Source organism: Myxococcales bacterium, assembly GCA_016720545.1.
In the GTDB taxonomy this organism is placed as follows: Bacteria; Myxococcota_A; Polyangia; order Polyangiales; family Polyangiaceae; genus JAAFHV01.
Genome location: JADKKK010000005.1, coordinates 186,218 through 201,646, shown reverse-complemented (window position 1 = coordinate 201,646; position 15,429 = coordinate 186,218). Strand labels below are relative to the sequence as shown.

Below are 15,429 nucleotides of genomic sequence, written 5' to 3'. Positions count from 1 at the left end.
TTACAGCAGCCTCGAGGGGCGAGCGCTCTCCGAGACTTGCGGGGGCGGGTCCGTTCCGGTAAGGACGGGCGCCATCCATGCCGCGCAAGTGACCTTGCGCACCCACTGAGGAGAGAAAATCATGAAGAGCCCGCTCGCGACCGTGAAAGAGAAGTTCGGGGACAAGGCCAAGCTGGTCGCCGCCGTGGAAGGCTTCGCCGGGGACAACCTCTGGCTCGGCCGCACCAACGCAAAGAAGGGCCTCGCGCACGTCTCCAACGCGAAGCTCCTGCGTCTGCACGCCGTCTTCACCGAGGTGAAGGCGAAGTTCGGCACGCACGAGAAGCTCGTGGGCGCGATCCTCGAGGCCGAGAAGCGCGCGGCCGACGCCGGGTACAAGGCCCGCCTCGCCGCGTGGCCGGTGCCGCGCCTGTACGACCACTACAAGGCGGTCACCAAGCGCGCCAAGGGCGCCGCGAAGTGAGCACACCGAAGGCACGAGGTGCGTCGACGTCGTCGAGCCCCTCGCTCATTGACGACGTCCTCGGAGGAGCGGCGATGAAGAAGAAGCAACAGGCGAAGACCGGCTCGTCGAAGGCGCCGAAGGCGCCCAGCGTCCCCGTCATCCAGATGGGCGAGAGCGGGTTCCCGCTCATGGCCGAGATGTTCACGCCGAAGGCGATCTTCTTCTGCAACGGCGTGGGCGTCCACAAGGACCGCCTCTCGTCGTTCGAGCTCGCGCTCCGCGATGCCGGCGTCGAGAAGGCGAACCTCGTCACCGTGAGCTCGATCTTTCCGCCCCACTGCCGCGAGATCAGCCGCAAAGAGGGCGAGAAGCTCATCCGCCCCGGGCAGATCGTCCATTGCGTGATGGCGCGCCAGGACACGAACGAGCCGAACCGGCTCATCGCCACGTCGATCGGCCTCGCGCGGCCGGCCGACCCGAACATGTACGGCTATCTCTCCGAGCACCACAGCTACGGCGAGACGTCGAAGGTCGCGGGCGAGTACGCCGAGGACCTCGCCGCCACCATGCTCGCGACCACGCTCGGCATCGACTTCGATCCCGAGAAGGCGTGGAACGAGCGAGAGCAGGTCTTCAAGATGAACAAGACCATCCTGAAGACCCGCCACATCGCGCAGAGCGCCGAGGGCCACGCCAAGGGCCTCTGGTCCACGGTGGTGTCGCTGGGCGTCTTCATCTTCTGAGCGTCACCCGGCGCGCGCCACCCGAGGAAGCCTGGACCGCGAGGTCCGGGCTTCGTCGTTTTGTCGTGGAAATCGATGTCTCAGTCGTGTGAATGAGGGTCGGCAGAAATCGTAGAGTTCTTCGCCGATTCACGTCGCCGTGTTTCGTTGCTCCTCCTCGCCCAGCAGCAGTGGGACTCGTCGTCGCGCCTCGCGCGGTTCGCAACTCTGCGAAACTCCTCGGTCATCAAGCGGTTCGGCGCTCTCGCCGGATGACTGTCCGGGCTAGAACGCGAGGCCGAAGACCGGGGCGTAGCTCGCGCCCGGCATGGGCACCTCGTGGGCGACGTCACGGTATTCGGGGAGGCGGACGTTCAGCAGGCCCGCGCTGCGCGGCGGTGTCGGCGCGCCGACCTCCTGCTTCACCTTGGTGCGCGAGTTCATGACGATGAGCGGGATACCCACGGCGGTGAGCGCGACGCCCGAGAGCATCATGATGCCACCCGTGGTCTTGCCGGCCGAGCTGCCGCCCGCGCCGCTTCCGGACGACGTGTAGAAGGTGATGGAGCTCACCGCGTAGACGAAGAGCCCGGCGACGGCGACCACGGGACCGAGCGCGGTCATGACGATGCCGCCGACGAAGCCGCCGGTGTGGGCCGAGTCGACGTCGACGACGACGGGCTTGCCGTCGGTGCTGGCGAGCTTGAAGTTGGTGGACTTGCGAACACCGGAGCCGCCGATGCGGTACATGGCGTCGAGCGGGAGCGCGCGGTCGCACGGCGACTGACACATCGCCACGAAATCGCCGCCCTGGGGCCCTCGCATCTCGAGGACCGCGTCGTCGTCGCCTTCGAGATGCACGAACGCCGCGGCGGCGGAGGGGGCCGCGGCGCCCGGCGGCGCCGACTGCACGATCACGACCTGCTGCTGGGGCTGGGGCTGCACGACGAGCACCGCTGGCGCCGCGGGCGCGTTCTCCGCCACCACCCTGCCGTCGTGTGTGGCCTTGCGGACCAAGTTCCACTGGAACGTCTTGGACTCGTTGCCCACGAGGACCGTGATGCGGTTCTGGGGGACGAGCTCGGTGAACGTGCCGGTGACGACCGTGCCGTCCTGGAGGGTGACGGTGTCGGGCCCGGCCGCGGGCTTCGGGTCCGCGGCGCGCGCCGGCCCCGCGAGGAGGGCGAAGAGCGCGACGGACGCGATGCCGGCGAGATGTTGAGGCCGCGCACCACCTGATCGAATCGACTTCATTGACCACCCTCCGCGTTCATGGCGACTCCTCACCTTCGGCTATGGCTCGCCATCGACCTTCGTTCGCCCCGCGGGGCCTCACTCCGGTTCGACGCGCCGGAGCATAATGGACCACCTCGCTGCGAGCGAGCGCTCGCCGCTGGCCCCACTGCACTGCCCGTGCCGACGCGCGCGAGGCCGCACCGAGAGAGTCGTCGACCGATCTCCACGACAGGTCTGTCAGGCTGTGTGAACGCTCGTTCTCGACGCGCCGAGGCCAGTTTACCCTTCTTTACCGCGAGAGCACGAGCGCTCCGTCTCGTCGCGCCGCACGCTGTCGGCTGGAGGTTGTGCATGAAATCCACTCGTCGATTTTTCCTCGTCCCTGCGCTCGCCACGTTCCTCGCCCTCGGGGTCACCGCATGCAGCGGGGCGGCGACGACATCGACCGCGCAGACCGCCGCCAGCACCACGCGCGCCCCACTGGCCCAGAGCGCGCACGGCTTCGTGAAGGTCGCGGGCGAGGCGCTCGGCGAGGTCGATCTCCGGCCCGAGCAGCGCGCGGAGATTGAGAAGCTCGCCCAGGCCGCCGAGGCCCGGCACACCACCGTGCGCGCGGACGTGAAGGCGCTGATGCTCGACGTGGCGGCGCAGGTCGAAAGGGGCACGATCGATCGCGCGGCGCTCAAGCCCCGCGTCGACCAGGTGATCGCCAAGATGGACCAGGCGCGTCCCCAAGATGAGGCGTCGCTCGTCAAGCTGCACGACGTGCTCGACGACGGACAGCGCGCGGCGTTCGTGGACGCCCTCAGGGAGCGCGGCAAGCAGCGCATGCAGGGCGCACACCAACGTGGTGGCGGGCTCTTTGCGCTCGGCCGGGAGCTCGCGCTCACCCCCGAGCAAGGCGCCACCATCCGCGAGGCGATGCGCGACGGCATGCGCGCCATGCACGCGGGGGACGGGGAGCACGCCCATCGCGGCGCGGACAGCGAGCGCGCGGGCGCGGCCGAGGGGGAAGGCGAGCACGATGGCCGGCGGGGTCACGGCTGGGGCGGTCATCACGCCCGCGGGCGGGCCATGCTCGAGGCGTTCAAGCAGCCAAAGTTCGACCCCTCGACCCTCGGGCCGCAGGGCACGCTCGCCGAGCGCGCGAAGGGCAAGCAGGAGGCCGCCTTCGCGGTCGCCGAGAAGGTGCTCCCGGTGCTCACCGCGGAGCAGCGCAAGACGCTCGCCGGGAAGATCCGCGCCCGCGCGAACATGGAGGATCCCGCGTCGGGCTTCTGAGAAGAGCTTGCGCGGAAGGCCGGGCTGCCGGCATGGTGGGCGAGCCTGACGCAAACGGCCGCGCGCACCCTCGCCTGCCACGCGCGACGCCCGCCCGCCCTCCCGTGCCCTTGCCTTCTCCGCCCGCCACGCCCGCCACGCCCGGCCTGCGCGCGCCCTCCGCGGCGACACGCTCGCCGGGCTTCCTGGCCTGCGCGCTGGCGATCGCGCGGAAGGACCTGCAGATCGAGCTTCGGACGCGCGAGATCGTGACGACGGGCGGGTTCTTCGCCGTGCTCGTCACCGTGATGGCGAGCATCGCGTTCAGCGCGGGCCCCAAGACCCAGGTGCGGATCGCGCCTGGGGCGATCTGGCTGCCGATCGCGTTCGCGAGCGTCCTCGCGCTCGGGCGCACGTGGCAGCGTGAGCGCGAGGAGAGCGCCCTCACGGGGCTGCTCGTGGCGCCGGTGCCCCGCGCGAGCATCTTCGCGGGGAAGGCACTCGGCGTGCTCGCCCTGATGCTCGCGGTGGAGGCGCTCGTCGTGCCGACCGTCGCGCTCCTGTTCCACATCGACGTCGTGCCCTACCTGCCGAAGCTGCTGCCGCTCTTGCTGCTCGGCACGCTCGGCATCGCGGCCACCGGCACGCTCTTCGGCGCGATGACCGTGCGCACCTCGGCGCGAGATCTCGTGCTCGCGTCCGTGCTGTTCCCGCTGCTGTCGCCGGTCCTCCTCTCGGCCGTCGCGGGCACCGCGCTCGTCTTCGGCGGCGGCTCGTTCGACGAGCTCAGGGACTATCTCGTGCTGCTCGCGGTCTTCGACGCCGTCGCGGTCGCCGGCGGCGTCGCGGTCTTCGGATCGCTGGTCGACGACTGAGCCCTGCGCCACAATACGGAACAAATTCAAGACATTATCGCACGGCTAGCCCGCGACGCGGGCCGCCTCCGCCAGCACGGCGTCGGGGTCGAGCGGCGTGCCAACGAGCTCACCGACCCCGCGCACCCCGCCGGGCGCGATGACGCCATCGGGGTCGGCGACGACCACGTAGCCGCGAGCCTCGTGGCGCACCCGCGCGCCCGCCTGAACGGCGAGCTCGTACGCCGGTGAGCTCGGGAGATCGAGGACGACCGCGTCGAGATCGTAGATGACCTCCTCGTCGCTTTGAAGAAAGCTCGCCCCTTCCACGACGGTGCCTCCGTGGACCGACCGCGGCAGCCCGTGGAAGGCGTGCACCGTGGCGGACGCGGCCCGCGCGGCGCTCGCGAACGCCTGCCCGAAGGCGGTGGGCCCCTCGGGGTGGCACCAGGCGACCCGCTCGCCGATGAGCACGCCATGCGCGACGAGCTCGGCGGCGGCCCGCGCGGAGAGCACGCCGGGGAGATCGTTGCCCTCGAAGACGGCCTGGCCGTCGTGCGCCCCCGTGGCGAGCACCAGCGTCTCCGCGGTGAGCACCTCCGCGCCACCGGGCCCCACCGCGAGTACGTCGCCCTCGTAGAGCGCGCCTACGGTCACCTCGAGCTCGAGGGCGATACGTCCGCTCGCGGTCGCCTGCGAGAACGCGGCCAGGAGCGGGCCGAACACGCCCCGATCGGCCCCGAGCGTGCGGGCCGCGCCACCCGGCGCGAGCGCGTCGTCGAGCACCGTCACCCGGCGGCCGCGAGCTGAGAGCTCGAGCGCGGTCGCCATTCCCGACGGGCCCGAGCCGACGACCACGACGTCGAGGCGGCGGCGACGGGCGGGCATGGGCGCGCGCGAGACCGCCGGGAGCCTGCCGAGCCCCGCCACCCGGCGGGCGAACGACTGCATCACCGACTGGAGGCCCGGAACGCCGGCGAGGAGCTCATGGTGGTTCATGCCCTCGGGGAAGAACCAGTCGGTCATGCGGAGCAGGTCGACGTTCCGCGATCCCAGCGAGTTCTGGGTGGTCACCTCGGTGCCTTCCCTTGCCCGGGCGCGGCACGTCATGATGTTCGGCTCGCTGTCCACGCGCGCGAGGCACCCCTCGCACGCCGCCCGCAAACACGAGGGCCCCCGCGGCCGATGAAACTTGGCGCTGCGGGCGAGCGCGAGCGCGCCGCCCGCGACCAGGGCGACGGCGACGGGCTCGCCACGCTCCGCAACGACCGCTTCCCCGTCGAGGGAGACCGTGACGGGATCGCGGGGAGCTCTCAGTCGGCGTGGAGGCACTCCCGCATGCTACCCGAGCACGCTCGCCGAGGGCGCGCCGACCGACGGCTGCCCTCGGCTCGCGGCCGAATACGAGCAGCGAGGCGAATTCCACTGTCTTTTTCGAGGACCCGCGGCGCGCAGGCACTCGCCCCTTTACTTCCAACTCGATGCGAGAAACACTTCGGACGCGATGCGAATGGGGTTCCTTGGACCGGCCGATGGGGACGTGGCGGCCCTCGGGCGAGGGGCCGAGTTCCTGCTCAACGGCGCGAAGGTCCACCGCGCCGTGTACCTCGGGATCGACGGCGCCCTCGACCGCGCCGTGGCGGCCTGGGCGCGTAAGCTCGTGGGCGACGATCCCAGCGATCGTGCCGCGTGGACGCGCTCGGCGGCGGTCGCGATCTCGGGCAAGCCGGCGGAGCTCGATCGCTTCGTCGCGATCGAGCGGGCCCGCCTGCGCCTGAAGGCGCTCGAGACCCTCCCCGAGCGCGCGCGGACCATGGAGATGATCGGCGACCGGGTGGCCCTCTTGGTCCACGACAAGGCCGGGCTCGACGAAGAGGAGATCGCCGGCGCGTCCGTGCTCATCTACGGCAAGAGCGACGGCCCGTTCGTGAAAGCGATCGGCTCGCGGTGGTTCGTGTCGCCTGGCTCGGTCGGGCTCGGTGGCGGACTCGCCGTGATCGACGACGAGAAGGACGACATCGAGCTCGCGCTCTACGACGGCTCCGGGAAGCTCACGGCGCGGCACATCCTCGCGGTCGACCGGAGCACCAAGATGCGGGTGCAGGAAGGGTGAGCGACGCCCACGCGGGCGCGCCCCGACCGCCCCAAGAGCCAGGCCCGTCAAGGCGGCCCGTCGTGGCCGTGTTCGGGGGCAGCTTCAACCCGCCGCACGTCGCGCACCTGCTCGCCGCCGTGCTCGCCATCGCGACCGGGGGAGCGTCGAAGGTGCTCGTGGTGCCCACGTTCCGGCACCCGTTCGCGAAGCCGCTCGCCTCGTTCGAGCACCGCGTGCGGATGTGCGAGCTGTGCATGGCCGGCCACCCGCAAATCGAGGTGTCGCGCGTCGAGCAAGAGCTCGGCGGCGAGAGCCGCACGCTGCGCCTCGTCGAGCACGTGCGGGCGACCTCCCCCGACGTCGACCTGCGGCTGCTCGTCGGCGCCGACATCCTGCTCGAGTCGGCGAAGTGGCACGGGTGGGAGGCCATCTGCGCGGTCGCGCCCCCGATGGTGCTGGGGCGCGTCGGGGCGCTCCACCCCGACGCCCCCGTGGCGGTGCTGCCCGACGTGTCGAGCACGAGGGTTCGGCAGCTCCTCACCGCCCGGGAGGCCGACGGCGACACGAGAGAGCGCGAGCTCGGCGCGCTCGTCCCGCGCGACGTGCTCGCGTACGCCCGCGCGCACTCCGTCTACGTGGAGGGGCCATGAAGCGAACGCGGATCCACATCCAGGGGGCGGGAAAGGTCGGGAGGGGCCTCGCGCGGCTCCTCCGCGCCGAGGGAGCGAAGGTGACCCTCCGCGCCGCACGCGACGGGCTGCCCTCGACCCCCCTCGACGCCGACGTTGTCGTCCTCGCGGTGCGCGACCGCGACCTCGCGCCGCTGGCGACGGAGCTCGCCGCCTCGGGGCTCGTCCCCCGCCGAGCGGTCTGCGTGCACGTCGCGGGCGCGCTGGGGCCGGAGGTGCTCGCCGCCCTTCGCCCGGTGTGCGCGGGCGTCGCCCAGATGCACCCGATGATCGCCTTCGCCGCGCCGCACGCGTCGCCCACGCTCGCGCGGGGCCAGCTGCACGTCGACGGAGACGAGGCGGCGGTTCGCGCCGCGCGCAAGCTCGGCAAGCTGCTCGGGATGACCCCGCGCACGCTCCCGCACATGGACAAGATGCTTTACCATGCGTCCGCGGGGCTGGTCGCCAACGGCGCGGCGGCGCTGGCGGCGCTCGGCGCGCAGCTGCTGGGGGTGGCGGGCGTTCCGCCGGAGGTGGCCCCGCGGATGCTAGGCCCCTTGTTGCGCAGCGTCGCGGAGAACGTGGAGGGGCTCGGGTTCCCCGCGGCGCTCACCGGCCCGGTCAGGCGTGGAGACGCGGCGACGGTCGCGAAGCAGGCGGCGTTGCTCGAAGAGAAGCTCCCGTCGCTGCTCAGGTTCTACCTGGAGAGCGTGGCGGCGCAGCTGCCCCTCGCGCGCGCCCTCGGCGAGGCGGCGCCAAGCGCCTTCGACGCCATCGAGGCGGAGCTGCAGCGGCGCTCGACCCCCCACGGCTTGCCCCCCCACGGCTTGCCCCCCCACTGAACGCGAAGGCAGCACCGACATGGCGAAGCGCACGGGCGCCATGAGCGCGCTCTCTGCGCAGGGTTTCGAGCAGCGCGGCTTGCCCGCCGGGCGCGATGGGTTAACGTGGAGGCGTTGGTCACGTCTCTCGCCACACCGTTCTCTGCGGTCGAGGTCTCCGTCTCGCGAGGCGGAGGATTCCTCGAGCTAGACACGCGCGTCGAGTCCGGCTCGCCGGGCCACGTCGCGGTGGTCGCGGGTCGAGACGCCACGAACAGCCTCATCGAGCACCTCACGCGGCGCGCCGCGCTCGCCGGCCACGGGGTCGCCGGGTGCCTCGCGAGCCCGGGCTTCCCCGCGTTCCACCAGGCCGCTCTCGCGCTCGGCGCCACCACCGCCGCGCCTCCCGCCGATCCCCACGCGCTCGCCGAAGGGCTGCTCGGCGCCGCCGCACGGGAGCCCCGGCGGGTCGTGGTGATCGTGCCGCTCCCCGCCGAGGGCTCGTGGGACCACGCCGTCCTCGCCGAGCTCCTCGCCGCCCCTCGGGCGCTCTTGCTCGTCGTCGTGAGCGAGCGGTCGCTCCCGCGCTCCGTGCCGCCCCCCGGCCCGGGCGTTCGCTCCTTGGGGGCGCTCCCCACGAGCGGCGACACGTACGAGCTCGAGGACACGCTCACCCCCGCGGAGCAGCGACGCTACCTGAGCGCGGTCCTCGATCACGCGACCTTGCGACCGCCCGGGGCCCTCGTCGGCGGCGTCGACGCCCCGACGCTCCTCCGAGGCGCCCCCGCGGCTTCGCTCGCGTCCCTGGCGGCGCTCGCGGCGCGCGTGGACTCGGCGGTCGATACCCCGGCGCGCGCGCCGGGCACGGAAGCCCGCGAGCTCGTCGCGACCCTCCGCGTCCTTGGCGTGCCCTGGCCGACCGAGGCGCTCGACGTACTTGGCTTCGAGCCCGAGCACGCGGCCGAGGCGCTGGCAGCCGGGGAGCTCGCGGTCCACGACCGGCGCCTGTGGCCCGTGCGCACGTCGGCCGAGCGGCCGATCACGGGCGATACGTCGTCCGCGCGCGCGGCGGAGGCGCTCCTCCAGACCCTCGGCCACGACGGCTGGGCGCTGGGACGCGCGGCCGAGCTCTTGCTCGACCACGACCTAGAGCGCGCCGACACCACGCACACGCGCGCCCTCGAGGGGCTCGCCGATCCTCTCGCGCGGCGCGAGCTGCGGCGTCGTTGGATGCAGATTACACGTAGTCGCGACGGCCTTGGGCAGCTCGTGTTGCGGGCCGCTCTCCGGGCCCTCGACGCGGGTGAGCCGGAAGAGGCCTTGCGCTGCGCCGAGGCCTGCGCGCCCTCGCTCGGCGCGACCGCCGAGCACTGCCTCGTCGTCGGACGCGCCCGTGTGGGCATGGGCGACCTCGTGGGTGGCCGGGTCGCGTTCGACCGGGCGCGCGCGCGTGACGCGAGCGCCGATGGCGCGCTCGAGGCCCCGATCGCGGTCGAGCTCGCGGACGTAGCGTACGCCCAGGGGGCCTTCGACCGCGCGCGCGTAGAGGCCAACCTCGCACGCATCGCGAGCCGGGGCGAGCTCGGCGCGACGCTGCGGGCGAGCAACGTGCTCGGCAAGATCCTCCTCGCCGAGGGCAAGTGGGACGAGGCGGACGCCCATTTCGCCGACGACGCGATGGCGGCTGCAGGCGCGGGGCTCACGTCCGAGGGCCTGCGAGCGCGGCTGAACCGCGCGATCGCCGTGCAGTCGAAGGGCCTGCTCGACGAAGCCGACGCGATGTTGCGCGAGCTGCTCCGCGACGCGGAGGCGGCCTCCGACGAGCGCGCGATGGCCTACGCCCTCACGAACCTCGCGGTGGTCGCGTGGACACGCCACGACTACGGCACGGCCCTCGACTGCCTCGAGCGGACCTTCGCCATCCGACGCGCCCTGGGTTCGCCGGCGACCATCTCGCACACGGTCGCGAGCCTCGCCGAGCTCCGCCTCCGGCTTGGCCTGTACGAGCACGCACGCCACACGCTCACGTTCGGACGGCGCGCGGGCATGAACGCGGCCACCGCATCGCAGTTCGCGCTCGTCGCGGCGCACCTCGCGCTCGCGCGCGGCGACACGCTCACAGCGCGGCGCGAAATCGAAGCCGCGATCGCCGACGCCTCGGCCACCTGCGACCAGGAGTGGCTCGGCGAGGCTCGCCGCGTCGCGGCGCGCGTCGCCCTCGAGGACGGGGACATCGCGGGGTGCACGGCGCAGCTCGAGCGAGCCGCCGCGCTCGGAAAGACCGACCGCGCCCTCGCCGAGCACGCGCTGTTGGCAGCGCTCGCCACGCGGGCCTCGGGTGCCACCGACCTCGCCCTCGCGGACCTCGCGTTGAGGCACGGGCGAGCCTCGGGCGACGAAGAACTTCTTTGTGAAATCATGAAGTTGCTCGCGCTCGCACACCGCGACGCGGGCGACCTCACGGCGGCGCGGGGCTTCTGCGGGCAGGCCCTCCAGATCCGCGACCGCGTGAGCCTCGGCCTCCGCGACGACGTGCGCGCCGCGTTCCTTCAGAAGCCGGAGTGGCTCGCCATGGGGCGGCTCGCGGAGTCGCTGGGCGGAAGCGCCGACGCCCCGAGCGCGACCCTCGCGACGAACGGTACCGAGCCCGAGCCGCCGGACGAGTCGCCGCGCACGGAGCGCTCTCGCACGCCGAACATGCCGGCCCGCCCCGACGAGCCGCGCCGCGAGATCGTGGGCGACAGCCCGCAGATCCGCGCGCTCGTCGCGTCGATTCGCAAGGTGGGCCGCTCGAGCGCCACCGTGCTCATTCGCGGCGAGAGCGGCACGGGCAAGGAGCTCGTGGCGGAGGCCCTCCACCGGGCGAGCGACCGCGCGAACGGCCCGCTGGTGAGCCTCAATTGCGCGGCGCTCGTGGAGAGCTTGCTGCTCTCCGAGCTGTTCGGTCACGAGAAGGGCGCCTTCACGGGGGCCACCGCGCGACGGCGCGGGAGGTTCGAGCTGGCCGAGGGGGGCACCCTCTTCCTCGACGAGATCGGCGACATCTCCCCGCGCACCCAGGTCGCGCTCCTCCGCGTGCTGCAGGAGCGTACGTTCGAGCGCGTGGGCGGCACCACGCCTGTCCGGGCGAACGTGCGGGTCATCTGCGCCACCCACCGCGATCTACGCGCGATGGTCGACCGGGGCGAGTTCCGCGAAGACCTGTACTACCGGCTCCAGGGCATTCAGCTCGAGGTGCCCGCGCTGCGTGCGCGGCTCAGCGACGTGCCACGCATCGCGGAGAGCCTGCTCGCCCGCATCGCGCAGGAGCGCGGCGAAGCTCCGAAGCGCCTCGACGCCGCGGCGCTCGAGGTCCTCCAGGGGCACCGTTGGCCAGGCAACATCCGAGAGCTCGAGAACGCGCTGCGCGCCGGCTCGCTCTTCGCCGAGGGCGAGGTCATCGGCGCCGCCGACCTGCTCGAGAACGTCGAGGACCTGCGCGCGGCTACTACGCGGCCCGCCCCGACCGAGGCGAAGGCCGAGCTCGTCGAGGCTTCCACGTGCGGCGGCGACGACGACGACGCGGGCGGCCCGCTTCCGCAGGGCGAGGCGAGCGCGACGGCGATCGCGTACGCCCAGGTCCGCCACAGCGCGGTGTCGCTGGCCGACATGAAGCGCCAGATCGAACGCGACTGCATCGCGCGCGCGCTCGTCGACACCAAGGGGAACATCACGAGGGCAGCGGCGCTCCTGGGCATGAAGCGCCCGCGCCTCTCGCAGCTCGTCAAGCAGTACGGCCTCGCGGCTGTGTCATCGGAGGGTGTGTAAATGCGTAAGCTCCTGCTCATCGGACTCGGGATTTGGCTCGGCGGCTGCGTGGCCGAGACGCAGGAGACGCCCGACGTGGCAGGTTCCGAGCAGACCGACGACTCGGGCGAGAGCTCGTCGGGCAGCGGCTTGTCCACGCCCGGCGACCGTCGCCTCTTCGTGGGGAACACGGCGCAGTCGCTCACGCTCGAGCAGCAGCCGATCGACACCCGCCCGCCGCCCCAGCCGTGGGCGCCCCCCGGCCCGCCGACGCCGGGCGGCGACGGGCCGAAGCCCGAGCCCAAGTAGCCCACCCGCGAGCGCCGCGCCGCACGGGGCCGCGCGATCCCCCACGGGTGCTACGCTTCGCGCGTGGACGATCTACGCGCGCGCACAACCTTGTTCTGCGGCGTCATCGCTGCGGCGATCGCCCTATCGATGCTCCTTCGAGGTCGGCGCGCGGTGCACTGGCTGTTCGCGGGGTTCACGACCGAGGTCGGCTTCTGGTACGTGAGCCAGTCGATCGCGGACCTCTCGAAGGACCGCAACTGGGCGCGCGTCACCGCGGTGCTCACCGTGCTGCTCCCCCAGTTCGCGGTGCACCTCTTCCAGGCCATCGTGCCCCCGGCCGACGACGAGCGGAGCCGCCTGCCGCGCGCGGCCCTCGCGGTGGGCGTGCCCATGCTCGCCCTCGAGGTGTCGCCGTACGCGCACCACTCGCTCGCGCGGGGCGCGGTGTACCTGTACGTGTTCGGCTTCCTCACCGCGGCGCTCACGTCGTTGTGGCGGCGCGGCCAGAAGAGTCCGTCGAAGGCCGTGCGCGACCGCGTGCGCTTTCTCGTCGCCGTGGGAGGCTCCGCCATGGGCTTCACGCTCGCGGATCTGCTCTCGATCCTCGGGCTCAACGTCCCGCCGCTCGGCGCGGTGCTCTCCGTCATCTTCCTCTTCGTGCTCTCGGAGAGCTTGCGCACGCCGCGCCTGGCCGATCTCTACGAGCTCTCGGGGCGGCTGCTCGTCTCGACCGCGCTGGCGTTCGCGATCGCGGGGCTCTTGTATTTCTTCATGAAATACATGGGCCGATTTGGCTCGATGTACCTAAACGGGGTGCTCGCGGCCATCTGCATGCTCGTGCTCTTCGACCCCCTCGAGGCCGAGGTGGAGAAGCGCATTCATCAGTTCGTGTTCCGCGAGCGGTACGATCTCGACGCGAACGTGACCGCCTTGCGAACACGCCTGGCGCACGCGCTCGAGGTGTCCGACATGGTCGACACGGTGATGACCGGGCTCGAGCGCTCGCGACGCATCACGAGCGCCGCGCTCTACCTCGAGGACGAAGACGGCGCGACGTTCCGACTCGCCGGCGCGTTCGGCGCGCCGCCCCCTCCGCAGCTGGAGGCGGTGTCCCTCGGTCCGCTGCTCGAGGAGCTCGGGGCTTCGATCGCCCTCGAGGACGTCCAGCGCCGCGAGGGGCCCGTCGACGCGCTCGCGCCCCTACGCGCCGCGGCCGACGCCTTCGGCGACATGCGCTCCAGCGTGGTGCTCGCCGTGCGCGACGGCTCCGATCTGGTCGGCCTCCTCTGCGTGGACGACGACCGCGTGAAGGACCCGTTCACTCCGGAGGAGATCGCCCTCTTCGAGACCGTAGGCGCCCAGATCGGCGTCGCCCTCGCGAACACGCGCGGCTACGCGAAGCTGAAGGACCGGGACCGGCTGGCCGCGATGGGCTCGCTGGCCGCGGGGCTCGCGCACGAGATCAAGAACCCCCTGGGCGCGATCAAGGGCGCAGCGCAGCTGCTGGAGGAGCTCGCGCCGAAGGGCGCCGAGGCCGAGTCGATGCAAGAGTTCATCGGCATCATCCTCGAGGAGACGAACCGCCTCAACCGGGTCGTGGGGAGCTTCCTCGACTACGCGCGGCCGGGTGTCGGCGACCCGGTGCCGCTCGACGTGAACGCCGCGGTACGCCGCACGCTGCAGATCCTCGCGCCGCGCGAGAACCCGAAGCTCGAGATCGCGCTGCAGCTGTCCGACGACCTCCCTCGCGCGAAGATCGACGCCGAGCAGCTGCGCCAGGTGCTCATCAACCTCACGCAGAACGCCATCCAGGCGATGGACTCCAGCGGGAAGCTCACGATCTCCACCGCGCGGCGGCGCCGGCCGCGCCCCAGCTGGGACGACACCCGGCCCTCCGATCGCTCACTCGAGCGTGCCGTCGAGCGCGCGCGCGCCGAGTCGCCCCAGGTGTCTCGCGCCCCGAGCGACGCCGACCTCGTCGAGCTCACGGTGCGCGACACGGGCCCGGGCATCGCCGAGAAGATCTTGAAGAACCTCTTCGTCCCCTTCTTCACCACCAAGCAGCAGGGCACCGGCCTCGGCCTCGCGATAAGCCAGAGCATCGTCCAGGCCGCGGGCGGGACGATCGAGGTCGCCACCCAGGTCGGCACAGGCAGCCGCTTCACTGTGCTCCTGCCCGCCGCCGAGGAGGGCGTCCTGTCGCTCCCGCCGCCGCCGTCCCGACGCGACGCGGGGACCGCGCTCCCCCCCCTCCCCACGCTCCGTCCCCCGCCCGCCTGAGCCTCCAATGACCACCGAGCCTCGCGAGGCGCCCCTCAGCGCCGGCCGAGCGCACGCGCTCCTTCACGCGACGGTGCGCCTTCACCTGGATGGGCGGGGGCTTCACCGCGCTGCTCGGCAAGAGCATCGCGATCGGGGCACGGGCGCTCGTGTTCTACCGGGTGGTGATGGTCGCGCTCACGATGGCGGTGGTGATGGTGCGACGCCGTGTGCCCTTTCGCACGTCCCCGCGGCGGCTCGCCGAGCTCGTCGCGGTCGGCGCGCTCGTGGGCTGCCACTGGGTGACCTTCTGCGCCACCATCAAGCTCGCGGGCATCGCGGTGGCGGTCGTGTGCCTCTCGACCGGCACGTTCTTCACCGCGCTGCTCGAGCCGCTCATCCTGCGGCGCCGGGTGCGCTGGCACGAGCTCGTGCTGGGCGCGGGCGTGGTGTTGGGCGTCGGGCTCCTCCTGCGCTTCGAGGTGGGTGCGTCCCTCGCCGGCTACGCGCTGGGCCTCTTTGCAGCGCTCTGCGGCGCGGCGTTCGGAACGTGGAATGCGCGCCTAGGCAAGCTTGAACCGCGCGAAAAGATTACGTTTATCGAGCTCTCTTCGGCGGCTGTCTTCGTCGGTGTCTCGTTCGCGCTGACCGGGGGCTTCGTGCCCCCCACCGCGGTGAGCCCGCGCGCCCGCGCGCCCGCGCGCCCGCGCGCCCGCGCGCCCGCGCGCCCGCGCGACTCGGGGACTCTTGCTCGCGCTCGCGCTCGGCTGCACCGCGCTGCCGTGGCTTTGGTCACTACGCGTGCTCGCGACGCTGTCGCCCTACACGGTGTCGTGTCTCCGTCGCGCTGCCCGTGTACAGCCTGTTCTTCGCGTACCTCGTGTGGCCCACCGAGGAGCGCCTCGGGGCGCGCTTCTACGCCGGGGCCGTGGGGCTCGTCGGGCTCGTCGTGGCGAACGCGTGGCTGAAGAAGCGCGAGGTGCCGGCGGCCG

General features: G+C 72.3%; 13 protein-coding genes. 11 read left to right on the top strand and 2 right to left on the bottom strand.

Features of this window, described 5'->3' with window-relative positions; all coding sequences use genetic code 11:
* Window positions 1-121 precede the first annotated feature (121 nt).
* Together IPQ09_12590 and IPQ09_12585 are read left to right on the top strand one after the other, a co-directional pair.
* Window positions 122-463: a hypothetical protein gene (locus tag IPQ09_12590; protein MBL0195045.1), complete on the top strand. Its 342-nt coding sequence runs from the start codon at window positions 122-124 to the stop codon at window positions 461-463.
* Window positions 464-642: 179 nt separating this feature from the next.
* Entirely contained in the window at window positions 643-1,188 is a 546-nt protein-coding gene (locus tag IPQ09_12585; GenBank protein MBL0195044.1) for an arginine decarboxylase, pyruvoyl-dependent, read from the top strand.
* A gap of 264 nt (window positions 1,189-1,452) precedes the next feature.
* Here the strand turns inward: IPQ09_12585 and IPQ09_12580 are convergent, their stop codons facing one another.
* Window positions 1,453-2,421 carry a hypothetical protein gene (locus IPQ09_12580; GenBank protein ID MBL0195043.1) on the bottom strand — a complete coding sequence of 323 codons (969 nt, stop codon included), beginning with the start codon at window positions 2,419-2,421 and terminating at the stop codon, window positions 1,453-1,455.
* Window positions 2,422-2,754: 333 nt separating this feature from the next.
* Here IPQ09_12580 and IPQ09_12575 point away from each other — a divergent pair, with 333 nt between their 5' ends.
* Together IPQ09_12575 and IPQ09_12570 are read left to right on the top strand one after the other, a co-directional pair.
* Window positions 2,755-3,684, top strand: coding sequence for a hypothetical protein (locus IPQ09_12575; GenBank protein MBL0195042.1), 930 nt, complete (start codon window positions 2,755-2,757; stop codon window positions 3,682-3,684).
* 197 nt (window positions 3,685-3,881) lie between these two features.
* Window positions 3,882-4,538: a heme exporter protein CcmB gene (locus IPQ09_12570; protein ID MBL0195041.1), complete on the top strand. Its 657-nt coding sequence runs from the start codon at window positions 3,882-3,884 to the stop codon at window positions 4,536-4,538.
* Window positions 4,539-4,583: 45 nt separating this feature from the next.
* Here IPQ09_12570 and IPQ09_12565 read toward each other — a convergent pair whose 3' ends face one another.
* A complete protein-coding gene (locus IPQ09_12565; protein ID MBL0195040.1) occupies window positions 4,584-5,849 on the bottom strand; it encodes a (2Fe-2S)-binding protein in 1,266 nt (421 codons plus the stop codon).
* A 172-nt stretch (window positions 5,850-6,021) separates the two neighbouring features.
* Between IPQ09_12565 and IPQ09_12560 the strand changes: the two genes are divergently transcribed.
* The 7 genes from IPQ09_12560 to IPQ09_12530 all read left to right on the top strand — a co-directional run bounded on the left by IPQ09_12560 (window position 6,022) and on the right by IPQ09_12530 (window position 15,405).
* Window positions 6,022-6,630: a hypothetical protein gene (locus IPQ09_12560; GenBank protein MBL0195039.1), complete on the top strand. Its 609-nt coding sequence runs from the start codon at window positions 6,022-6,024 to the stop codon at window positions 6,628-6,630.
* Window positions 6,627-7,262: a nicotinate-nicotinamide nucleotide adenylyltransferase gene (locus tag IPQ09_12555; GenBank protein MBL0195038.1), complete on the top strand. Its 636-nt coding sequence runs from the start codon at window positions 6,627-6,629 to the stop codon at window positions 7,260-7,262. The genes IPQ09_12560 and IPQ09_12555 overlap by 4 nt, the downstream gene beginning before the upstream one ends.
* Entirely contained in the window at window positions 7,259-8,122 is an 864-nt protein-coding gene (locus IPQ09_12550; GenBank protein MBL0195037.1) for a DUF2520 domain-containing protein, read from the top strand. Before IPQ09_12555 ends, IPQ09_12550 begins: the two co-directional genes overlap by 4 nt.
* A gap of 114 nt (window positions 8,123-8,236) precedes the next feature.
* Window positions 8,237-11,908, top strand: a complete 3,672-nt coding sequence (locus IPQ09_12545) for a sigma 54-interacting transcriptional regulator (GenBank protein ID MBL0195036.1) — start codon at window positions 8,237-8,239, stop codon at window positions 11,906-11,908.
* A complete protein-coding gene (locus tag IPQ09_12540; protein MBL0195035.1) occupies window positions 11,909-12,196 on the top strand; it encodes a hypothetical protein in 288 nt (95 codons plus the stop codon). It begins immediately after the preceding gene.
* Between the two features lie 129 nt (window positions 12,197-12,325).
* The gene (locus tag IPQ09_12535; GenBank protein ID MBL0195034.1) at window positions 12,326-14,458 is read left to right on the top strand and encodes a GAF domain-containing protein; all 2,133 of its coding nucleotides are present in this window, start codon (window positions 12,326-12,328) and stop codon (window positions 14,456-14,458) included.
* Window positions 14,459-14,547: 89 nt separating this feature from the next.
* The gene (locus IPQ09_12530; GenBank protein ID MBL0195033.1) at window positions 14,548-15,405 is read left to right on the top strand and encodes a hypothetical protein; all 858 of its coding nucleotides are present in this window, start codon (window positions 14,548-14,550) and stop codon (window positions 15,403-15,405) included.
* Window positions 15,406-15,429: the final 24 nt, after the last annotated feature.